The following is a 16,653-nucleotide window of genomic DNA, read 5'->3' on the forward strand; positions in this document are numbered from 1 at the left end:
ACCGAGCCCGGTCGGGGTCAGCTCCGCGCGCCGGGAGCGACGGCCGCCTCCGGTGCCGTACGCGAGGAGTCGGCGTCCGCTCGGGCCAAGGCGGAGAGCCGGCCCGCGCGCTGGACCGGCACGAGCAGGGCGGCCAGCGCCGCGGCCAGGCAGAGCAGGGCGAGCAGGGTGAACCCGTGGGTGTAGCCGGAGCCGTAGGGAAGGCCCGAGGGCTGAAGCCGGCCCGTCACCAGGACACTGGTCACGGCCGCGCCGATGGACCCGCCGATGGTACGGATGTTGGCGTTCATCCCGGTCGCGGCGCCGGTCTGCTCGGGCGGGACGCTGCCGACGATCAGGTTGGCCATCGAGGCGAAGGCGAGTCCGATGCCCAGGCCGAAGACGCCCGCGGCGAAGGCCACTTGCCACTGCTGGTCGTGCCACAGGGCGAGGAAGCCGCAGGCGACCGCACCGAGCGCGGCACCGGTCGTGAGCAGCTTCTTGGCGCCGAGGACGGGCTCCAGCCGACCGCTGAGCACGCCCGAGCAGAACATGGCGAGCAGCATCGGCAGCATGAGCAGTCCGGCCGCGGTGACGCTGGCGCCGAAGCCGTACCCCGCGGAACTCGGGGTCTGTACGAAGCCGGGGAGGAAGGACCAGATCGCGTACATGCCCGCGCCGAACAGGAGCGCTGCGGTGTTGGTGGTCCACACCGCGGGCAGCCGCATGACGCGCAGGTCGATCAGCGGCGTGCGGGAGCGCGCCTCGGCCAGCAGCCACAGCGCGAAGAGCAGGACGGCGGCGGCGAACAGCCCGATCACCCGGGCCGATCCCCAGCCCCACTGGCCCGCCTGGCTGAGCGGGAGCAGCAACGCGACCAGCCAGCCCGACAGCAGCACGGCGCCGAGCCAGCTGACACGTCCCTCGGCCCGGCTCGGGGACTCGGGGACGTAGCGCAGGGCGATCAGCGTGGTGACCGCGACGACACCGACGGGCAGCCAGAACAGCCAGCGGTAGTCGAGTGCGGACACGATGGGACCGGCCGCCACCAGGCCGACGCCGCCGCCGGCGGCGATCACGGCGGACAGATTGCTGATGCTGGGGCCGACCTCGGCCGCGGTGAACTCGTCCCGGATGATGCCGAAGGAGAGCGGGAACAGCGCTCCGCCTATGCCCTGGACGACCCGGGCGACGATCAGCACGCCGATGTTCGGCGCGAGCGCGGCGAGCAGACAGCCGAGCGTCACGGTCACGAGGACGGCGACGAGGGTGCGCTTCTTGCCGACCAGGTCACCGACGCGGCCGAGGATCGGGGTGAAGACCGAGGCGGACAGCAGGTAGGCCGTCATCACCCAGGTCACGGTGGACTGCGAGGTGTTCAGGGCGTGCTGGACGGTCGGCAGGGCCGGCGCGATCAGCGACTGGAGCATGGAGAACACGCCCGCACCGGTCGCGAGGACCGCGAAGGTGAGGCGGGTGGACTTCCGGGGCATGAAAAAGCCTCTCCGAACAGAGCGGAAAAGAACGGAACGGAACGAACAGAGCAAGCGGAACGGCCGCTCAGGGAGCGGGGGCGGGCTGCGCACGACCCGTTCGAGGTCACAGGGGGGTACGCGCGCGCCGACGGTGCGTGCGGCCGCACGCAACCATGGGGAACGGACCCCCCGACTGCTAAAGTGGAGGTATGCCTCCACTGTAGCGGAGGCATACCTCCGCTTCAACCTTCTTCTCGGCCGGGAGGCACCAAGTGACGGCTCAGCCGTTCCCCGTCAGCGGGATCGTCGCGTCCCGGCGCCCGCACCGCAAAGACGCCGCACGCAACTACGACGCCCTGCTGGTCGCCGCGCGAGACGCCTTCGCGGAACACGGCGCGGAGGCGTCCCTGGAGGACATCGCCCGACGCGCAGGCGTCGGCATCGGGACCCTCTACCGGAACTTCCCCACCCGCCGCCACCTCTTCGAGAGCGTGTACGCGGACGAGGTGGACGCCCTGTGCCGGATGGCCCTGGACGTCGCCGAGCGGGAACCCTGGGAGGCGCTGGCCTCGTGGCTGCGGCGCTTCGTGGACTACACCGTGACCAAGCGGGCCATCCGCGAGGCGCTCGACAACGAGTCGGAGATCTTCCTGACCTGCCGCGACTCGATGTACCAGGCGGGCGGCCCGCTGTTCGAGCGGGCACAGAAGGCCGGCGAGGCGCGCATGGACATGGCCTTCGACGATCTGCTGCGCATGGTCGCCGGGATCACCTCGACGAACTTCCTCGACGACACCCAGCGCGACCGTGTTCTCACGGTCGCACTCGACGGCGTCCGCGCCGCGCGCTGACATCACTCCGAGGCACGAGGGACCCTTCGCGCGCCCCGACGTCCACCGCCCCGTCGTCAACTCCACGCCTACCCTCCAGTAACATCTCGCGGCAGGCCCCTGGAGGAGGAACCGTGCCACGGTCGGAACGCTCAGCCCTGTTCCTCGCCGGCCTGCTGGCCACCGCGGGTGTCGGTCACTTCGTGTCGCCACGGCAGTTCGACGCGACCATTCCGCGGGCGCTGCCGGGGGCACCCCGGGCCTGGACGTACGCGAGCGGTGTCGCCGAACTGGCGCTCGCCGCCGGGGTGGCGGCGCCTCGTACACGGCGGACGGCCGCGCTGGCCACCGCGGCCTTCTTCGTCGGGGTGTTCCCCGCTAACGTCCAGATGGCCGTGGACTGGCGCCGGCGTCCCGCACCGCAGAAGGCCGCGGCCATCGCGCGACTCCCCTTGCAGGTGCCCCTTGTACTGTGGGCACGCAGCGTTGCCAAAGGTGAGAAGGGTCAGTCATGACGCGTGGTGTGGATGTGGGCGACAAGGTCGAGGACTTCGCCCTGCCGGACGAGACCGGCACGCAGCGAAAGCTGACCGAGTTGCTCGGCGAGGGACCGGTCGTGCTGTTCTTCTACCCCGCCGCCCTCTCCCCCGGCTGCACCACCGAGGCCTGCCACTTCCGTGATCTGGCCGCCGAGTTCGCCGCGGCCGGTGCGCGGCCGGTCGGCATCAGCGGTGACGCGGTCGACAAGCAGCAGGAGTTCGCCGGGCGTCACACACTCGGGTTCCCGCTGCTGTCCGACGTGGACGGCACGGTCCGCGAGCGGTTCGGAGTGAAGCGGGGCTTCTCCCTGGCGCCCACGAAGCGGGTCACGTTCGTCATCGCGCAGGACCGCACGATCCTGGAAGTGGTGCGCAGCGAGCTGCGGATGAGCGCCCACGCGGACCGGGCCCTCGCCGCGCTGCGGGCCCATCAGGACTGAACTTCGGTTCCCCCGTGTCGGCTGACGGCTCCTCGGGTCAGCACTGTGCCGAAGCCGGAAGGTCGGCCCGCTCGTCACCGCGGAGGTACAGGGCGCTGACCCAGCCGTTGCCGATGCCGGCACCGCCCGAGACGTAGATCCAGATGTGGCTCGTGGAACCGTGGTCGACCACCGTCTCGCCGGAGAGCCAGCAGAGGGCGGGGTAGCCGTACCCGGGGCGGAGTGTGCCGATCGCGGGGTAGCCGTTGCCGGGACCGGAACGGATGGGCGCGTCGACGACGGGGACGACGGTGTACGTCGCGTAGGCGGACTGCGCCGTGCGCCCGGTCGGCGCCGCGGCCGAGGCGGTGCCCGCGCTCAGCAGGCCGCAGGCGAGCACGGCTCCGGCGAGGACGGCGGCGGCCTTGCGTCGGATACTCATGGCTGAACTCCCTGGCACGGAGGGGTGATCACAGTGAATTCCGGTGAATTCCGCCGCCTTCAGCACTGGGCGGTGGCCGGCAGATTCGCGTACTGGTCGCCCTTAAAATAGACGGCGCTGCTGAATCCGTCGGCGAATCCGATCCAGATGTCGTTCGTGTAGCCGTGGTCCGTGACGGTCTGCCCGTGGGTCCAGCAGTACGCCGTGTAGGACCGACCGGCGGTCAGCGTGGCCAGGTAGGCGCTGTCCTTCGTCGGCAACTGGCGGACGTTGACGTTCTCGTAGGGCACGACGGTGTACGACTGCTCGGCGGGCGCGGCTGGCGCGGCGGCGGCCAGGCCGGCCGGGGCGAGGAAGGTGAGCGTCGCGGCGCACGTGGTGATGACGGCCGGAATACGGCGCATGAGAGATTCCCCCTGTGTGTGGTGTTTCGCCTTCCCGGCAACACTGGGGGCCGAGGGAGTGCGGCGGCAACGCCATTCCACCGTGTTCGAAGTGAGCGCACCGCGGCCGGAGATGGAGCGCGGGTGTACTGCGGTCGACCCTGTGGTTTTCGGTGGGCGGCCATCTGTCCGAGTCCATGATCTTGCTCCCTGTGGGGCCCACGCGGTGGTTACGCTCCCGAGCGGACGGATCCGATGGGGGCGGGACGGCGGTCCTCATGACGGGAATGGCTCACTGTGCGTAGGCAGCGGCAGGGATCGGCCGGAAACGGCAGGACCGGGGACCACGGCCGGGGACCCGGCGGCCGGGACACGCCCTCGGCCACCAGGAACGGCGCCGAGGTCGTGGCGCCGCACCCGGCGTCCCCGACGACCGGCCCGGGGATGACTCCGCGGGCACTGCTGGCTCTGCAACAGGCCGCGGGCAACGCGGCGACGGTGCGCGCACTGCGTGCCGACGGCGTGCCGGGCGCCACCCGGGCGCCCAGACCCGCGCCCTCCGTCCTGCCCGCCCTCGAAGAACTGCCCGAGAACGGTGCCGCCACCCGGCTGCCCGCGGTGCTTCCCGCGGTCGAAGAGACAGCGCGGGAGTCCGAGGAGGGCACGGAGAGCGGCCGGCCGCGCGCCGCCACCACGCGCCCCCGTCGGGCGGTCACGCGCCGGTCGGTCCCCCGGCCGACCGGTACACGGACCGGCTCCTCCCATCCGCCGCTCGGACTGCCGCCGTATCTACGGGAGTTACGGGCGGCGGGGCTCTCCACCGCGTACGGCCTGACCGGTCACGAGTTCGTGTCCACCGCCCTCGGGACGGTCGTCGGACGGTCCGACGGCACGGTGGCCGAGATCCGCGAGGAGCTGGCCGGGCGGCCGGAAACGTTCTACGGCCAGGGCCGCTCGTTCGCCGTCGAGGGCCCGGAGGGGAAGGGGTGGTACGACGTCACGGTCACCATCTCCCGGGACGGCACCGATCTCCCCGAGACCTTCGTCTCCCCGGAGGCCGCGAAGGCTCAGGCCGCGGCGGTACAACAGGCCAGGGCCATGGCCGCGTTGCTGGCCGGGTCGGAGGGCTCCATGGGCAAGGGGAAGGGGAAGGCGAGAGCCGACGATCACGACGACGGGGACGGCAGCGGCACCAAGGTCGACCCCCGGCAGGCCGCCCAGGACGCGCGGACGGCCGAGGGCTCCAACATCAAAGTGGACACCCAGCACAACACCTCGGGCGTGGTGAGCCATTCCTCGGGCGGTTCGTCCAGCAAAGGCGTCAACTTCATGGCGTTCGGGCTGGCGCCGGTCGTCCCGGGCGTCTGGCTCGGTGGGGCGGTCATGGCCAACGCGCAGCCGTTCCAGTCCTCCACCGACTCCCGTGTGCAGAAGACCATGTCCGAACCGCGGGTGCTGCGCAGCGACAAGGGGTCCGTCGAGATACGGCGCCGGGTGCGCTACGGCGTACGGGTCCAGCCCCAGGACGAGGGGCAGCGCGAGCGGGCGCGGACGTTCAGCGGCGCCGGGTCCCTGATGATGCGGGTACCCACCGAACACCTGGTGCCCGTCACCGCCGAGGCACCCGCCCGGCAGCGCCCCCTCGACACACAGACCGCGCGGCGCGTACGGCTCGCGGACTCGCTGGCCCCGGTCGCGCTGGACGACGCGGCGGCCTCTCATCCGGGCGGCGGCGGGCTGTTCGACACGGTCCGCTCCGTACTGCACCCCTCCCTGACCTCCCGTGGTGCGCCGGGGCGGGCCCGGCTCCACGACGCCACCTCGACCACGACCGTCCTGGAGGACCTGCCCCGGCTGCTGAGCGGCTGGGTGATCGGGGAGGATCTCGCCTCCAAGGACGGCAGCGCCACGGGCACCTACCGGATGCGTGCTGATCTCACCGCCCTGTCGCCCGCCTGGACGACCGGCAAGACCCAACTGCGTACGCACCAGCAGGCGCAGCACTCGGTGTCCCACACGGCGGCCAAGGGCCGTGGGGGCACCTTCGGCGCGGGCCCGGCGGCGGGGTTCGGCGTGCTGGGCAGCGCCGCCGCGGTGCGCGCGACGGTCATGCCCACGGCCGGGGCGCGCAAGGCACGGTTCTCGGTGGCCGAGCAGACGGTGTCGAGCCGTCAGGGCGCCGAGGTCAGGGGCGACAAGGTGCTCTACCTCGGCAAGGTGCGGTTCAGCGTCGAGGGGACCGGGCCGCTCTCCCCCGCCATGAAGGTGCGCTCCGGGACCCGCACGGCCGAGCACTCGATGGATGTGTGGGTCAGCCTGCGCGCCGACGAGGTCCGGTCGCTGGGCCTCGAACTGCCCGAAGGCGTCACGGCGGGCCCCATGGTCAAGGAGCCGGGAACGGACGCGGACGGGAAGAAGCTCGACCGGCGGCAAGGGGAGGAGTCACGGGACGGGGCCGGGTCGTCGGCCGGTCCGGGCAACGAGCGCCACCTGCCGTTCGGGGCCATGGGGTCGAGCGTGGCGATCAGCCAGCTGGACACCGCTCCCCTGCTCTCCGGCATCGAGCGGCTCTTCGCCACCGATCAGCGACTCGCGGGCTATCTGCCCGCGTTCGGCGCGGGGGCGGGGACCGAGGTGAGCCGCGAGGAGGGCGAGGTGCAGCGGCGCAACTACCGCGAGCTGATCACCGTACTCTCGGAGACCAACCTGCGCGTCAACAAGGACCAGCTGCTCTCCTCCGGGATCCGGGTCCGGATGCGGCGCAAGAGCCGATGGCACGCGCACGACGTCCAGATCAAGGTCGTCGGCGCCCTGCGCGAGACGGGCTACCAGGGGGAGACGAAGGACTGGCTGGTGCGCAGCCACAGCGGCGTCACCAGCAACTCGCAGAGCGGGCGGTCCAGTTCACGGTCGATCGGCGGACTGGCGCTCGGCCAGTTCCGGCTGATCCCCGGTGCTCTGTCCGCCACGGTGCGCGGCGAGCGGACCCGGCAGAGCACCCGGCGCAACCAGGCGGGCCCGGCGACCCGCTCCGACGTGCTCACCAACGGCGGTGAGAACACCAGCGCGTTCGGCGGCGCCCTGCGCCTGGACGTGGACGTCACCATGACGACCCGGGAGCGGACCGCCAGACGTGCCCTCACCCCGGGCATGCCGGGGCGGGACGCACCCGAGGCCGTGCGCATCGCCTCGACCGCGGACACCGAGGCGCTCGACCTGGTCGAGCAGGACGTACGGCTGCTCACCCCGACCGCGTTCACCCTGGACACCGCCGCGAAGGACCGGCTGACGGCCAGGACCGGCAGGCGCACCGCCGGACTGGCGCCGCCGCAGCGGCAGTTCAACGCGTCGGGCATCGGCGATCTGTCGACCATGGCACCGCGCTCGATCGCGGGCCGGGCGGTTCGGGACTGGACGCTGGTGGAGACCGTCGGAGGCGGCGGGCCGATCCGGGACCTCGCCTTCGAGCTCCTGTCGAAGGCCGCGGGCCGAAACCGGGAGCTTCGGGAGGACCTCGCGCTGCAGACGGAGGGCCTCGCGCCGCGGCTGGCGATCGAGGAACGCTTCAGTCCGCAGGCCATCACCTCGGCGCTGCGGCAGGCGGTGTCCTCCGGGTGGGTGGTGAAGAACCTGCGGTACCCGCGCAGGCTCCGCGCGCTCGACGGCGCGGTCGGTACACGGTTCGCCCTCACCAACCCGGAGGTGGTCGCGGAGGGCACCGGGGCGGGTACCGAGACGTTCCTGCTCGGCGGTCACCAGATGACCGGGCAGCAGGGCAGCGCTACCTCCACGACCGTGCAGGGCGGCGCCCTCGGCTCGGAGAACGGCGCCGACTGGCGGCTGGGCGAGGGCCTGTCGGCCGGCCGGAGCCTGGGCCGGAGCGCCGCGACGGCGACGACGCTGAGCGGCACCGTCGAACGCAACGCCCACACCCCGCGCACCCGGCCCCTCTATCTGGTCCACTGCGACCTGGTGGTCCGGATGGTCAGCGAGGTCAAGGTCACGGGGGGCGGCCCGTACGTCGCGACGGGCGAGCGGACACTGCCCGCCGCGGCCGCCGTCTGGCTCACCCAGGAGCAGTTGGCGGCCGCGGGCCTGCGCGTTCCCGGGGCCGCCGGGCAGACATCCTCGCAGGAGGAGTCCGCACGCCGGGGTACGGAGTCCAAGGGCCAGGAATCCAAGGGCAAAGAGTCCAAGGGCAAGGGGAAGGCCACCCAGGAGCGGACCGAGGCGTCCCGGAGCGGGGAGTCGTCGAGCACGACCACCCCGGCGGCGCCCGCCCTCGCCCAGGAACTGCCGCTCGGCTTCGGCATGATCGAGGAACTGCCCGACTTCGTCCCGTTGCTGGAGCGGCTGCGCGCCGCCGTCGGGCGGCGTGACCGGTCCCTCGCCGAGGAACTGCTGCCGAAGCGGCAACTGGCCGATCCGCACGACAACACGCAGCGGCTGCTGCGGGTCCTGGACCGGGACGGGTCGGCCGGGCTGCTCTCCGGGGCCATGGACGGCGGGGTGCCCGTCGAGCTGTTCCGCGGCCGCGACACACCGTACTGGGCGGTGTTCCGGGTACGACGCACCCGGCAGGGCACGGCCGAGGGCGAGGCGAAGGACGGCCGCGACATGGAATACATCACCTCGGCCGCCGCACAGCGGGCGGACACCCGCGAGACGAGCGACACGCGTACCGTCGAGGGCGTCGTGGCCGGTGCGGGCAAGCCGGAGGGCGGTGGTGGTCCGCTCAAGAGCGTCGGCGGCTCCGGCGGACTCGGCGTCGGCGTCAGCGATGTCACGAAATCGGCCACCGTGGGGCGGGGTCAGCTCGGCATGAAGACCGTCGCCGAGGCCTCCGCCCGTTCGGTCAGGATGCGGGTGCCGATCGAGGCGACCCTCGAACTGCACTCGTCCCGTGGGCGGGTGGGCCTCGCCACCCTCGGCGGGCAGTCCCTGGTCCACCGCGTTCTGGTCAAGGACCTCGAGGCGCTGTCGCGGCTGCGGCCGGTGCCGCGCGCGGAGGGGGGACAGACGTTCCTGCGGCCGGACGACGCCGAAGCGAGCCGGCTGGGCCCCTGGCACGGCCGCGGGGTCACCCTTCCGATGGAGGCGCAGGTCAACGGGTTCCGCGGCGCCCCCGAGATCCGCCGGGTGATCGACGACGCGGTACGGGCGGCGCACGGCGGCGAGCGCTACCGCAGGACGGGCGACGCGGCGGCGTACGCGCAGCGCGAGGCGGTGTCCACCGAGTGGCTGATCGCCGCCCTGCCGCTGCTGACCGCGGCCGGGGTCGACCTCCCGGTCGTGCACGCCTCCGGCGCACGGGGGCAGGATCTGCGGACCTCGCTGCACGCCCGGCTGCGCGCCGGCCGGGTGCTGGGTGTCGGTGACAAGATGACCTTCGAGACGGTGGCGCAGAGCGCCCTGGACGCGCCCCGGCCCACGGGCACGGACCATCAGCAGGCGGTGGAGCACAACAAGTCGGTACGGGGGCTGGGCGGCGCCGGTGTACTCAACGCGGACGAGTTCCGGATGAACCAGCTCCTCGGCAACGCCGACCAGGTCGGCGGCGCCACCGACACCTCGGCCCACGGGTCCGGCTCGATGCCCCTGCACAAGCCCAAGTTCGAGGCGACGCTGGTGCAGTTCACCCTGGACGTGCGGGTGGTGGCCCGGGTGAGGGACCGGGGCCGCTCCGGCGCCCCGTCCGTCGCCGTACGGGACTTCACCGTTCCCACTCCGGTGGTCGTACGGATCCCGGCGCCCGTGGCCCGCCGTATGCTCCAGGACCCGTCCAACCACGCCAAGCTCCACGACCCGGACGGCCGCCTCGGGTCCTGATGTGGGGGCGTGTCAGCCGCCCGGCTCCTCCACCGGCTCCGCCGGATCCGTCGATCGCTCGCCGATCACCGCGGTGAGCTCCGCCCTGCGGCGGATGCCCAGCTTGCGGTAGGCGCTGGTCAGATGGGTCTCGACGGTGCGCCGGGCCAGGTGCAGGAGTTCCGCTATCTCGGCGTTCGTGCGCCCGTCGGCCGCGAGGGCGGCGATCCGTCGCTCGCTGCCGGTCAGCGCCTCCCATCCGGTGAGGGCGGTCGCCGAGCCGCGGGAACGGCCTTCGGGCAGGGCCTCCTCGGCCAGCGCCCGCATTCGTACCGCGCCCAGCCGTTCGGCGTGCTCGGCCGCCTCACGCAGCGCGTCGCGGGCCCGGCTCCGGTCCCCCGCCGCGACGAGCTGACGCCCCTGTGCGATCAGCGCGGGGATCAGCTCGGTCCGTGCGGAGGCGTCCCGCAGGATGCGTACGGCACGGTCGGCGAGTTCCAGACCTCGGCGGCCCCCGGTCGCGGTGGCGAGCCCGCGCAGCGCCCGGCCCACCAGTCGGGGGGTGTCCCACACCTGGGCGAGCCGTAGTTCTTCGCGGGCCAGGGCCAGGGCTTCCTGCGGACGGCCCAGGGCGCTGCGGCACTCGGCCGCCGCGGTCCGCCAGGGGGTGACCACGGGGCTCACCACGTCGCGTGCCGTCTGCCGGCGACCGCATTCCAGGAAGTCGTCGAGCGCGCCCGCGTGATCCCCTTGCGCGGACCGCAACACGCCCCGCGCGTAGAGGAATCGGTTGAGTTCCCAGGAGTCGTGCGCGTCCCCCAGGGCGAAGCTGTCGGCGAGCCGGGCCGCCTCCTCCGTGCGGCCCGTCTCGACCAGGGCGATCACGGCGTGGCCGTGCGCGTTGGCGGGATCGGTCCGGCGGCGGGTGGCCGCGGTTGCCTGCCAGTCCGCCGGTTCGGCGAGCAGATCGGCGTACTGTCCGCGCGTCGCGGCGATGTCCGCCCGTACGTTGAGCAGTGCCAGGTGCATGGGGTGCAACAGGGACGGGCTCTGCCGGTCCAGTCCTCGGCGTACCAGCCCTTCGGCCTCCACCAGTTCGTCGGCCCACTGAGCGACGGCGGCGGCCGTACCCAGCAGGAAGGGTTCGGCGAGCGCGTCGGTCGGTTCGTCCAGCAGCGCGTGGATCCGTTTCATGGCCGTGGCTGCGGGGATCAGCCCGGCCGTCGCGTCATAGCGGACCAGGAGGGCCTGACCTGCCGTTCCGACCAGGTCCGGGGACCGCTCGGCGGTGCCGTGCAGCCAGCGGTACGCCTCCTGGCGGGTGCCCTGGTCGTGGTCGGACAGCAGCGCCGAGGCGGTCTGCAGCAGCCGTATCAGGTCCGGATGGTCGGTCAGTTGCTCGTCCAGGCCCCGCAGGACGTCCATCGCGGCGCGCGCCTTGCCCCGCCGGGCCAGTACGGTGCCCAGGGCCACGGCCGCCCGTACCCGGTCCTGCGGCATGCCCGGCAGCCGGGTCGCCTCGGTCAGCCGCGGTATCCCGGCCGAGGAGCGGGCGGCGGCGAACTCCAGGGAACCCAGCTCGGTGAGCACCATGGTCCGGCGGACAGGGGTCAACGGCTCGTCCAGCGCACGACGCAGATACGACACGGCCTCGTCGGGCCGGTCGTCCCGCACCGCGACGGACCCGGCGTCCAGCAGCGCCACGGTGGCCCAGGCCGCGCCGACCGCCGGGGTGCGCAACAGCTGTCCGGCGACCGCTTCGGCGCGGTCGCCCCGGCCCAGCATCACTTCGGCCGCCGTACGGTGCGCCGCCTGCCGCCGGACGGTGGGCCAGCCGCTGAGCACCGCGTCCCGCAGCAGCGGGTGGGCGAAGCGCGGGCGCCCGTCGGGATCGGGACGCAGCAGACCGAGGCGGGTCATGGCGGTCAGCCAGCCGGGCACCCGGGCGGCGTCCGCGCCCGCCATCCGGGCGAGCAGTTCGGCGAACTCTTCCGCGTGGCCCTCCTCCCACACGTCCGCATCCAGAGCCGCGAGGGCGCGGGCCACCCCCACCGTCGTTTCTCCGGCGCTGTCCAGCCACCAGGAGACGGCGGCCGGATACGCGCCCGGGTAGAGGGCGGCACAGGTGTCCGGCACGCTCCTCGGGGGCGCGCCGTCCGGTTCCTGTGCGCGGAGGTCGTCGAGCAGGGCGCGCAGCAGCAGCGGGCTGCCCGCGCCGGCCCGGACGCAGTCGTCCACCCAGGCCGGTGTGGCGGCGCCGACATCCGAACGGACCAGCTGTGCGGCCGCGTTCGCACTCAGCGGGGCGAGGGTGTGGGTGCGCACCAGGGTGGGCGAGAGCGCGTGCGCCAGACCGGCGGACGGCGGGTCGATGTCGTACTGGCTGCGTTCGGTCGCCACCAGGAGGACGGGCAGTGCGTCGATCCGCCGGGCGACGTCGACGAGCCAGCGGCGCGAGGGTTCGTCGGCGCAGTGGACGTCGTCCACCGCCAGCAGCAGCGGGGCCCGGGCGGCATGGGAGCGCAGCCGCCTCCACAAGTGTTCGGCGTAGGACCAATGGTGCGGGTTGTCGTCGAAAACGTCCGGAAACAGCTCACTCCCGGCGTCTAACTGATCGGCCGATGAGAGAAGTTGGAGGACCGCCGCGAACTCTCCGGCCTCGCCGTCGGGCGAGCAGCGGGCCCGCAGCACCCGCATGCCACGGGCCGCCGCCTGCGCCGCCGTGGCCTCCAGGAGAGCGGTGCGCCCCGTGCCGGTGGCCCCTCTGAGCAGCACCAGACGGCCGGCCCCGGCACAGGCGCGGTCCGCCTCGGCGGCCACCAGCTCCAAGGCCTCGCGGCGTTCCCGCAGCGATTCGGCCTCGCGCATCGATGTCTCCTGTCGTGGACGTTTCATGATCGATCTCGTGGTACGTCTCGTGGTCCTCCACGATTGCGCGAGGCACGCCAGGCACAGAAGTCTGGGACAAGCCCTTCGGCCACTGGCGACACAGGGGCGACCAGCACGTGGATTTGGGAGAAGCGGTTGCGCAGTTCATTACGGACCACTGACGCAGGCGTGTCACAGCGGCCCGCCGACACCGGCGCGGTGGATTCCGGAAATCGCATACCGGTGGTGGTCCAAGCGCCCGACCCGATCTCCCGGGCGGGGGTGCGCAGCCAGTTGGGGCAGCACGCGGTGATCGAACTCCTCGACAGCGCGGAGGCCGGGCCCGGCATGGTGGCCGTCCTGGTCAACGAGGGGCCGGACGAGACCACACTGTCCCGGCTGCGCCGACTCGTGCGCAGCGACGGGGCGCGCGCCGTGCTGGTGGTGAACGCGATCCGTGAGGCCGAGCTCCTTGATGTCATCGAGTGCGGTGTCGGGGCCATCGTCTGGCGCCACGAGGCCAGCGCACACCGGTTGGTGCAGGCCGTGCTCGCGGCCGCACGGGGCGACGGGGACCTGCCCGCGGATCTGCTGGGACGCCTCATCACTCAGGTGGGATCGCTCCAGCGCACCGCGTCCGGCCAGTCCGGAGTTCCGCTCTCGGGCCTCGTGCCACGCGAGATCGATGTGCTGAGGCTCGTCGCCGAGGGGTTGGACACCGGGGAGATAGCGAGCAAGCTCTCCTACTCCGAACGTACCGTCAAGAACGTGATGCACGGGCTCACCACCCGGCTTCATCTGCGCAATCGCGCGCACGCCGTGGCCTATGCGCTCAGGGAAGGCTACATCTGAGGCGGACGGTCGATCGCACGGGGCCTGTCGGGAGAGGTACCGGACGGTTCACAGCAGACGGGTACACAGCGGGTACGCAGCCGGCCCACGGCCGGTGCGCGGCGGTACGTGACGGCACGGCGGGAGCACGACGGTGATTCACGAGGTGGACGAGGTCCTCAAAGGGCTGCTCAGGAGCGGGGCGCTGGACGGTTCCGGTATCGAGGTCGCCTTCGACGCGCCGAGCCGGGAGTGGGCCGCCCGCCGCAACGCGCCCGCCATCAACGCCTACTTGTACGACATCCGGGAGGATGTGCGGCGCCGTGAGCGCGGCGCCATGGCCGTGCGGGACGAACGCGGCATCGTGCTGCGCCGCCGCCAACCGCCCCGCTGGTTCCGGCTGTCGTATCTCGTGACGGCCTGGACCAAGCAGCCACAGGACGAACACCGGCTGCTGTCCGCGGTGTTGGCGACGCTGCTCCCCCACGAGATCCTGCCCCCGCACGCACTGCCCGGCGCGCTGGCCGCGCTGGGGCTGTCCGTGCCGCTCTCGGTGGCGAATCTGCACACCGAGTCCCGGTCCCTCGCGGAGATCTGGTCCGCGCTCGGCGGCGAGCTGAAGCCGTCGCTGGACCTGGTGGTGACCGCGCCGTTCCCGTCGTTCCCGGAGTACGACGCCGGGCCGCCGGTCACGGAGGGCGCCGGCGTGCGCGTACGCGGGATGGACGGAACCCTGGAGGGTTCGCCCGAACGACGGCATCGGGCACGGCACTTGGCGTCCACGACCGCGGCCGACACGGCTGCGGCCGACACAGCCGCGGGCACGGATCTCCCGGCCGGGGACCACCCGGTCGCGGAGGATCGAGACGGAGAGAAGCGAGCGAAGTGACCCCGCACGTCCCGACGTCGGCCGCGAACGGCATCTCGTCGGCCACCGGCCGCACCTCACCCGCCCGCGACACTTCGTCGGCCATGGACAACGCCTCACTCGCCACCGTCTCCGAGGAATCGGCCGACGCGCTCCTGATCCGGCTCTCCCGGCTGCGCGAGCGTGTCGCGCTCCTGGTCGAGTACCGCAGTGCGACCGATCCCACCGCGGCCGATCCGCTGCGCGGCCTCTATCTGTCCGAGGACGCGGTTCGGCATCTCCTGGAGCCGGCCGGGCAGGATCCCGCCCCCGAGAACTGGGCCCCGGAGCGCGGCGACCGGCTGGATCTGCTGGCCGGGCGGCTCGGACTGACCGAGCTGGACGTCCGGATCCTGCTCATCGCGCTGGCCCCGGACCTCGACCGCACCTTCGAGCCGCTGTACGGCTACCTCAACGACGACGTCAGCCGCCGCCGGGCCACCACCGGGCTCGCCCTCGACCTGTGCGGACTTCCGGCGCACCGCGCCGAGGCACGAGCCCGGTTCCATCCCTCGGCGCCGCTGCCCGCACTGGGCCTGATCGTGGTCGAGGAACCCGAACGTCCCTTTCTGAGCAGGTCGTTGCGCATACCTGACCGGCTGATCGCCCACCTTCTGGGCGACGAGACCCTGGACGCCGCGCTGACCGGCCATGTCCACCGCCTCCGGGCGCCGGTCCGGGGCGAGCCGTACGACGAGGTCTTCCTGCGCAGGCTCGCCGACCGGCTGGCGGCGGCCCCGCTCACCGTCTATCTGCGCGAACACCGGGCAGGAGACGGCCTCGCCTGCGCCGCGGGCGCGCTGCGCGGCGCATCGGGTCAGGAGGCGCTCCACTTCGCTCCGGGCGACACCACCGCACAGGAACCGATCGCCGAACTGCTGCGCGAGGCCCGGCTGCGTGACTGCGCGATCGTCGTCTCGCCGCTGCCGGAGGATCCCGCCCCGCTGATGCGGGCGCTGGCGGCGGACGACGTGTCCGTGCTGTTCACCGACGCCCGCCCGTACGATCCGCACTGGTGCGACCACCGGGATCCGCTCGTCCTCGACGCACCCCGGCTGCGCTCAGGGGCGGTGGACGCGTGGACGGTGGCGCTCGGCACCGATGGCGATGGCGATGTCGACGGCGATGGCGATGGCGATGGCGATGGCGAATCCTCCGCCGATGCCGCACCCGAACCGGAAGCCGCCCTCGGCTTCGACCTCGCCCCGGTCGTGGCACCGTACCGGCTCGGTGGCGATCGGATCCTGCGCGCCGCCCGTGCCGCGCGGCGCCTCGCCGCGTTCGACGGTACCGCGCTGACCGCCACTCATCTGCGGCTGGCCGCCCGGCAGCAGTCCGCCTCCGGACTGGAGCGGCACGCCCGCCGGATCCGTCCGGACGTCGGCTGGGAGGATCTCGTCCTGCCCGACAAACCGCTGGCGCAGCTCCACGAGTTGGCGTTGCGCGCCCGCCACCGTGACCAGGTGCTGGGCGAGTGGCGGCTGAGCGCGGGCGGCGGCCGCGGCCGGGGCGTCCTCGGTCTCTTCGCGGGCGATTCCGGCACCGGCAAGACCCTGTCAGCGGAGGTCGTCGCCGCCGAACTCGGCCTCGACCTCTACGTCGTGCAGCTCTCCTCGATCGTCGACAAGTACGTGGGCGAGACGGAGAAGAACCTGGAGCGCATCTTCACGGAGGCGGACCGTACCGACGCCGTGCTCCTCTTCGACGAGGCGGACTCCGTGTTCGGCAAACGGTCCGAAGTCAAGGACTCGCACGACCGGTACGCCAACATGGAGAGCTCGTATCTGCTGCAGCGGCTGGAGTCCTTCGACGGCATCGCGCTGCTCACGACCAATCTGCGCGCCAATATCGACGAGGCGTTCACCCGCCGTCTCGACCTCGTGATCGACTTCCCGTTCCCGGACGCCGGTCAGCGGCTGGCCCTGTGGCAGCACGCCCTGACCCATGTGCCGTGCGCCGAGGACACCGATCCGCGCGCCGTCGCCCGTGACTTCGAGCTGTCCGGCGGTTCGATCCGCAGCGCCGTCGTCACGGCCGCCTACGGCGCGGCCGGCCGCGGCGCGCCGGTCGACACGGCCGACCTCCTGGAGGGCGCGCGCCGCGAGTACCGCAAGGCGGGCCGACTGGTACCGGGTGAAGGCACCTGGTAGCTCCTCACACCGATGCTCGTGC

11 protein-coding genes are annotated in these 16,653 nt (G+C 72.6%); 7 read left to right on the top strand and 4 right to left on the bottom strand.

Annotation, left to right across the window (positions count from 1 at the left end; translation table 11 throughout):
* Positions 1 to 17: 17 nt before the first annotated feature.
* A complete protein-coding gene (locus OG568_RS02930; protein ID WP_329530134.1) occupies positions 18 to 1,472 on the bottom strand; it encodes an MFS transporter in 1,455 nt (484 codons plus the stop codon).
* 254 nt (positions 1,473 to 1,726) lie between these two features.
* Here OG568_RS02930 and OG568_RS02935 point away from each other — a divergent pair, with 254 nt between their 5' ends.
* The 3 genes from OG568_RS02935 (at position 1,727) to OG568_RS02945 (ending at position 3,263) form a co-directional block, all read left to right on the top strand.
* Positions 1,727 to 2,305, top strand: a complete 579-nt coding sequence (locus OG568_RS02935; protein ID WP_329530135.1) for a TetR/AcrR family transcriptional regulator — start codon at positions 1,727 to 1,729, stop codon at positions 2,303 to 2,305.
* A 113-nt stretch (positions 2,306 to 2,418) separates the two neighbouring features.
* Complete coding sequence (locus OG568_RS02940; RefSeq protein ID WP_329530136.1) at positions 2,419 to 2,799, top strand: DoxX family protein; 381 nt, start codon at positions 2,419 to 2,421, stop codon at positions 2,797 to 2,799.
* A complete protein-coding gene (locus OG568_RS02945) occupies positions 2,796 to 3,263 on the top strand; it encodes a peroxiredoxin (protein ID WP_323186935.1) in 468 nt (155 codons plus the stop codon). The genes OG568_RS02940 and OG568_RS02945 overlap by 4 nt, the downstream gene beginning before the upstream one ends.
* 37 nt (positions 3,264 to 3,300) lie before the next feature.
* Here the strand turns inward: OG568_RS02945 and OG568_RS02950 are convergent, their stop codons facing one another.
* The gene (locus OG568_RS02950) at positions 3,301 to 3,684 is read right to left on the bottom strand and encodes an SH3 domain-containing protein (RefSeq protein WP_329530137.1); all 384 of its coding nucleotides are present in this window, start codon (positions 3,682 to 3,684) and stop codon (positions 3,301 to 3,303) included.
* Positions 3,685 to 3,743: 59 nt separating this feature from the next.
* Positions 3,744 to 4,088 carry an SH3 domain-containing protein gene (locus tag OG568_RS02955; protein ID WP_329530138.1) on the bottom strand — a complete coding sequence of 115 codons (345 nt, stop codon included), beginning with the start codon at positions 4,086 to 4,088 and terminating at the stop codon, positions 3,744 to 3,746.
* Between the two features lie 276 nt (positions 4,089 to 4,364).
* Between OG568_RS02955 and OG568_RS02960 the strand changes: the two genes are divergently transcribed.
* Complete coding sequence (locus OG568_RS02960; RefSeq protein WP_443077524.1) at positions 4,365 to 9,896, top strand: hypothetical protein; 5,532 nt, start codon at positions 4,365 to 4,367, stop codon at positions 9,894 to 9,896.
* Positions 9,897 to 9,908: 12 nt separating this feature from the next.
* Here OG568_RS02960 and OG568_RS02965 read toward each other — a convergent pair whose 3' ends face one another.
* Entirely contained in the window at positions 9,909 to 12,743 is a 2,835-nt protein-coding gene (locus OG568_RS02965; protein ID WP_329530139.1) for an AAA family ATPase, read from the bottom strand.
* A 189-nt stretch (positions 12,744 to 12,932) separates the two neighbouring features.
* Between OG568_RS02965 and OG568_RS02970 the strand changes: the two genes are divergently transcribed.
* The 3 genes from OG568_RS02970 to OG568_RS02980 all read left to right on the top strand — a co-directional run bounded on the left by OG568_RS02970 (position 12,933) and on the right by OG568_RS02980 (position 16,631).
* Entirely contained in the window at positions 12,933 to 13,595 is a 663-nt protein-coding gene (locus tag OG568_RS02970) for a helix-turn-helix transcriptional regulator (protein ID WP_266424360.1), read from the top strand.
* A 133-nt stretch (positions 13,596 to 13,728) separates the two neighbouring features.
* Positions 13,729 to 14,463: a DUF4255 domain-containing protein gene (locus OG568_RS02975; protein ID WP_266589655.1), complete on the top strand. Its 735-nt coding sequence runs from the start codon at positions 13,729 to 13,731 to the stop codon at positions 14,461 to 14,463.
* Positions 14,464 to 14,546: 83 nt separating this feature from the next.
* Complete coding sequence (locus OG568_RS02980; protein ID WP_329536246.1) at positions 14,547 to 16,631, top strand: ATP-binding protein; 2,085 nt, start codon at positions 14,547 to 14,549, stop codon at positions 16,629 to 16,631.
* Positions 16,632 to 16,653: the final 22 nt, after the last annotated feature.

The sequence above is a fragment of the Streptomyces sp. NBC_01450 genome, assembly GCF_036227505.1.
Lineage (GTDB): Bacteria > Actinomycetota > Actinomycetes > Streptomycetales > Streptomycetaceae > Streptomyces.

Coding starts and splice junctions, on each gene's coding strand:
- OG568_RS02930 (WP_329530134.1), bottom strand. CDS start 1,472: ATGCCCCGGAAGTCCACCCGCCTCACCTTCGCGGTCCTCGCGACCGGT.
- OG568_RS02945 (WP_323186935.1), top strand. CDS start 2,796: ATGACGCGTGGTGTGGATGTGGGCGACAAGGTCGAGGACTTCGCCCTG.
- OG568_RS02950 (WP_329530137.1), bottom strand. CDS start 3,684: ATGAGTATCCGACGCAAGGCCGCCGCCGTCCTCGCCGGAGCCGTGCTC.
- OG568_RS02955 (WP_329530138.1), bottom strand. CDS start 4,088: ATGCGCCGTATTCCGGCCGTCATCACCACGTGCGCCGCGACGCTCACC.
- OG568_RS02965 (WP_329530139.1), bottom strand. CDS start 12,743: ATGCGCGAGGCCGAATCGCTGCGGGAACGCCGCGAGGCCTTGGAGCTG.
- OG568_RS02980 (WP_329536246.1), top strand. CDS start 14,547: ATGGACAACGCCTCACTCGCCACCGTCTCCGAGGAATCGGCCGACGCG.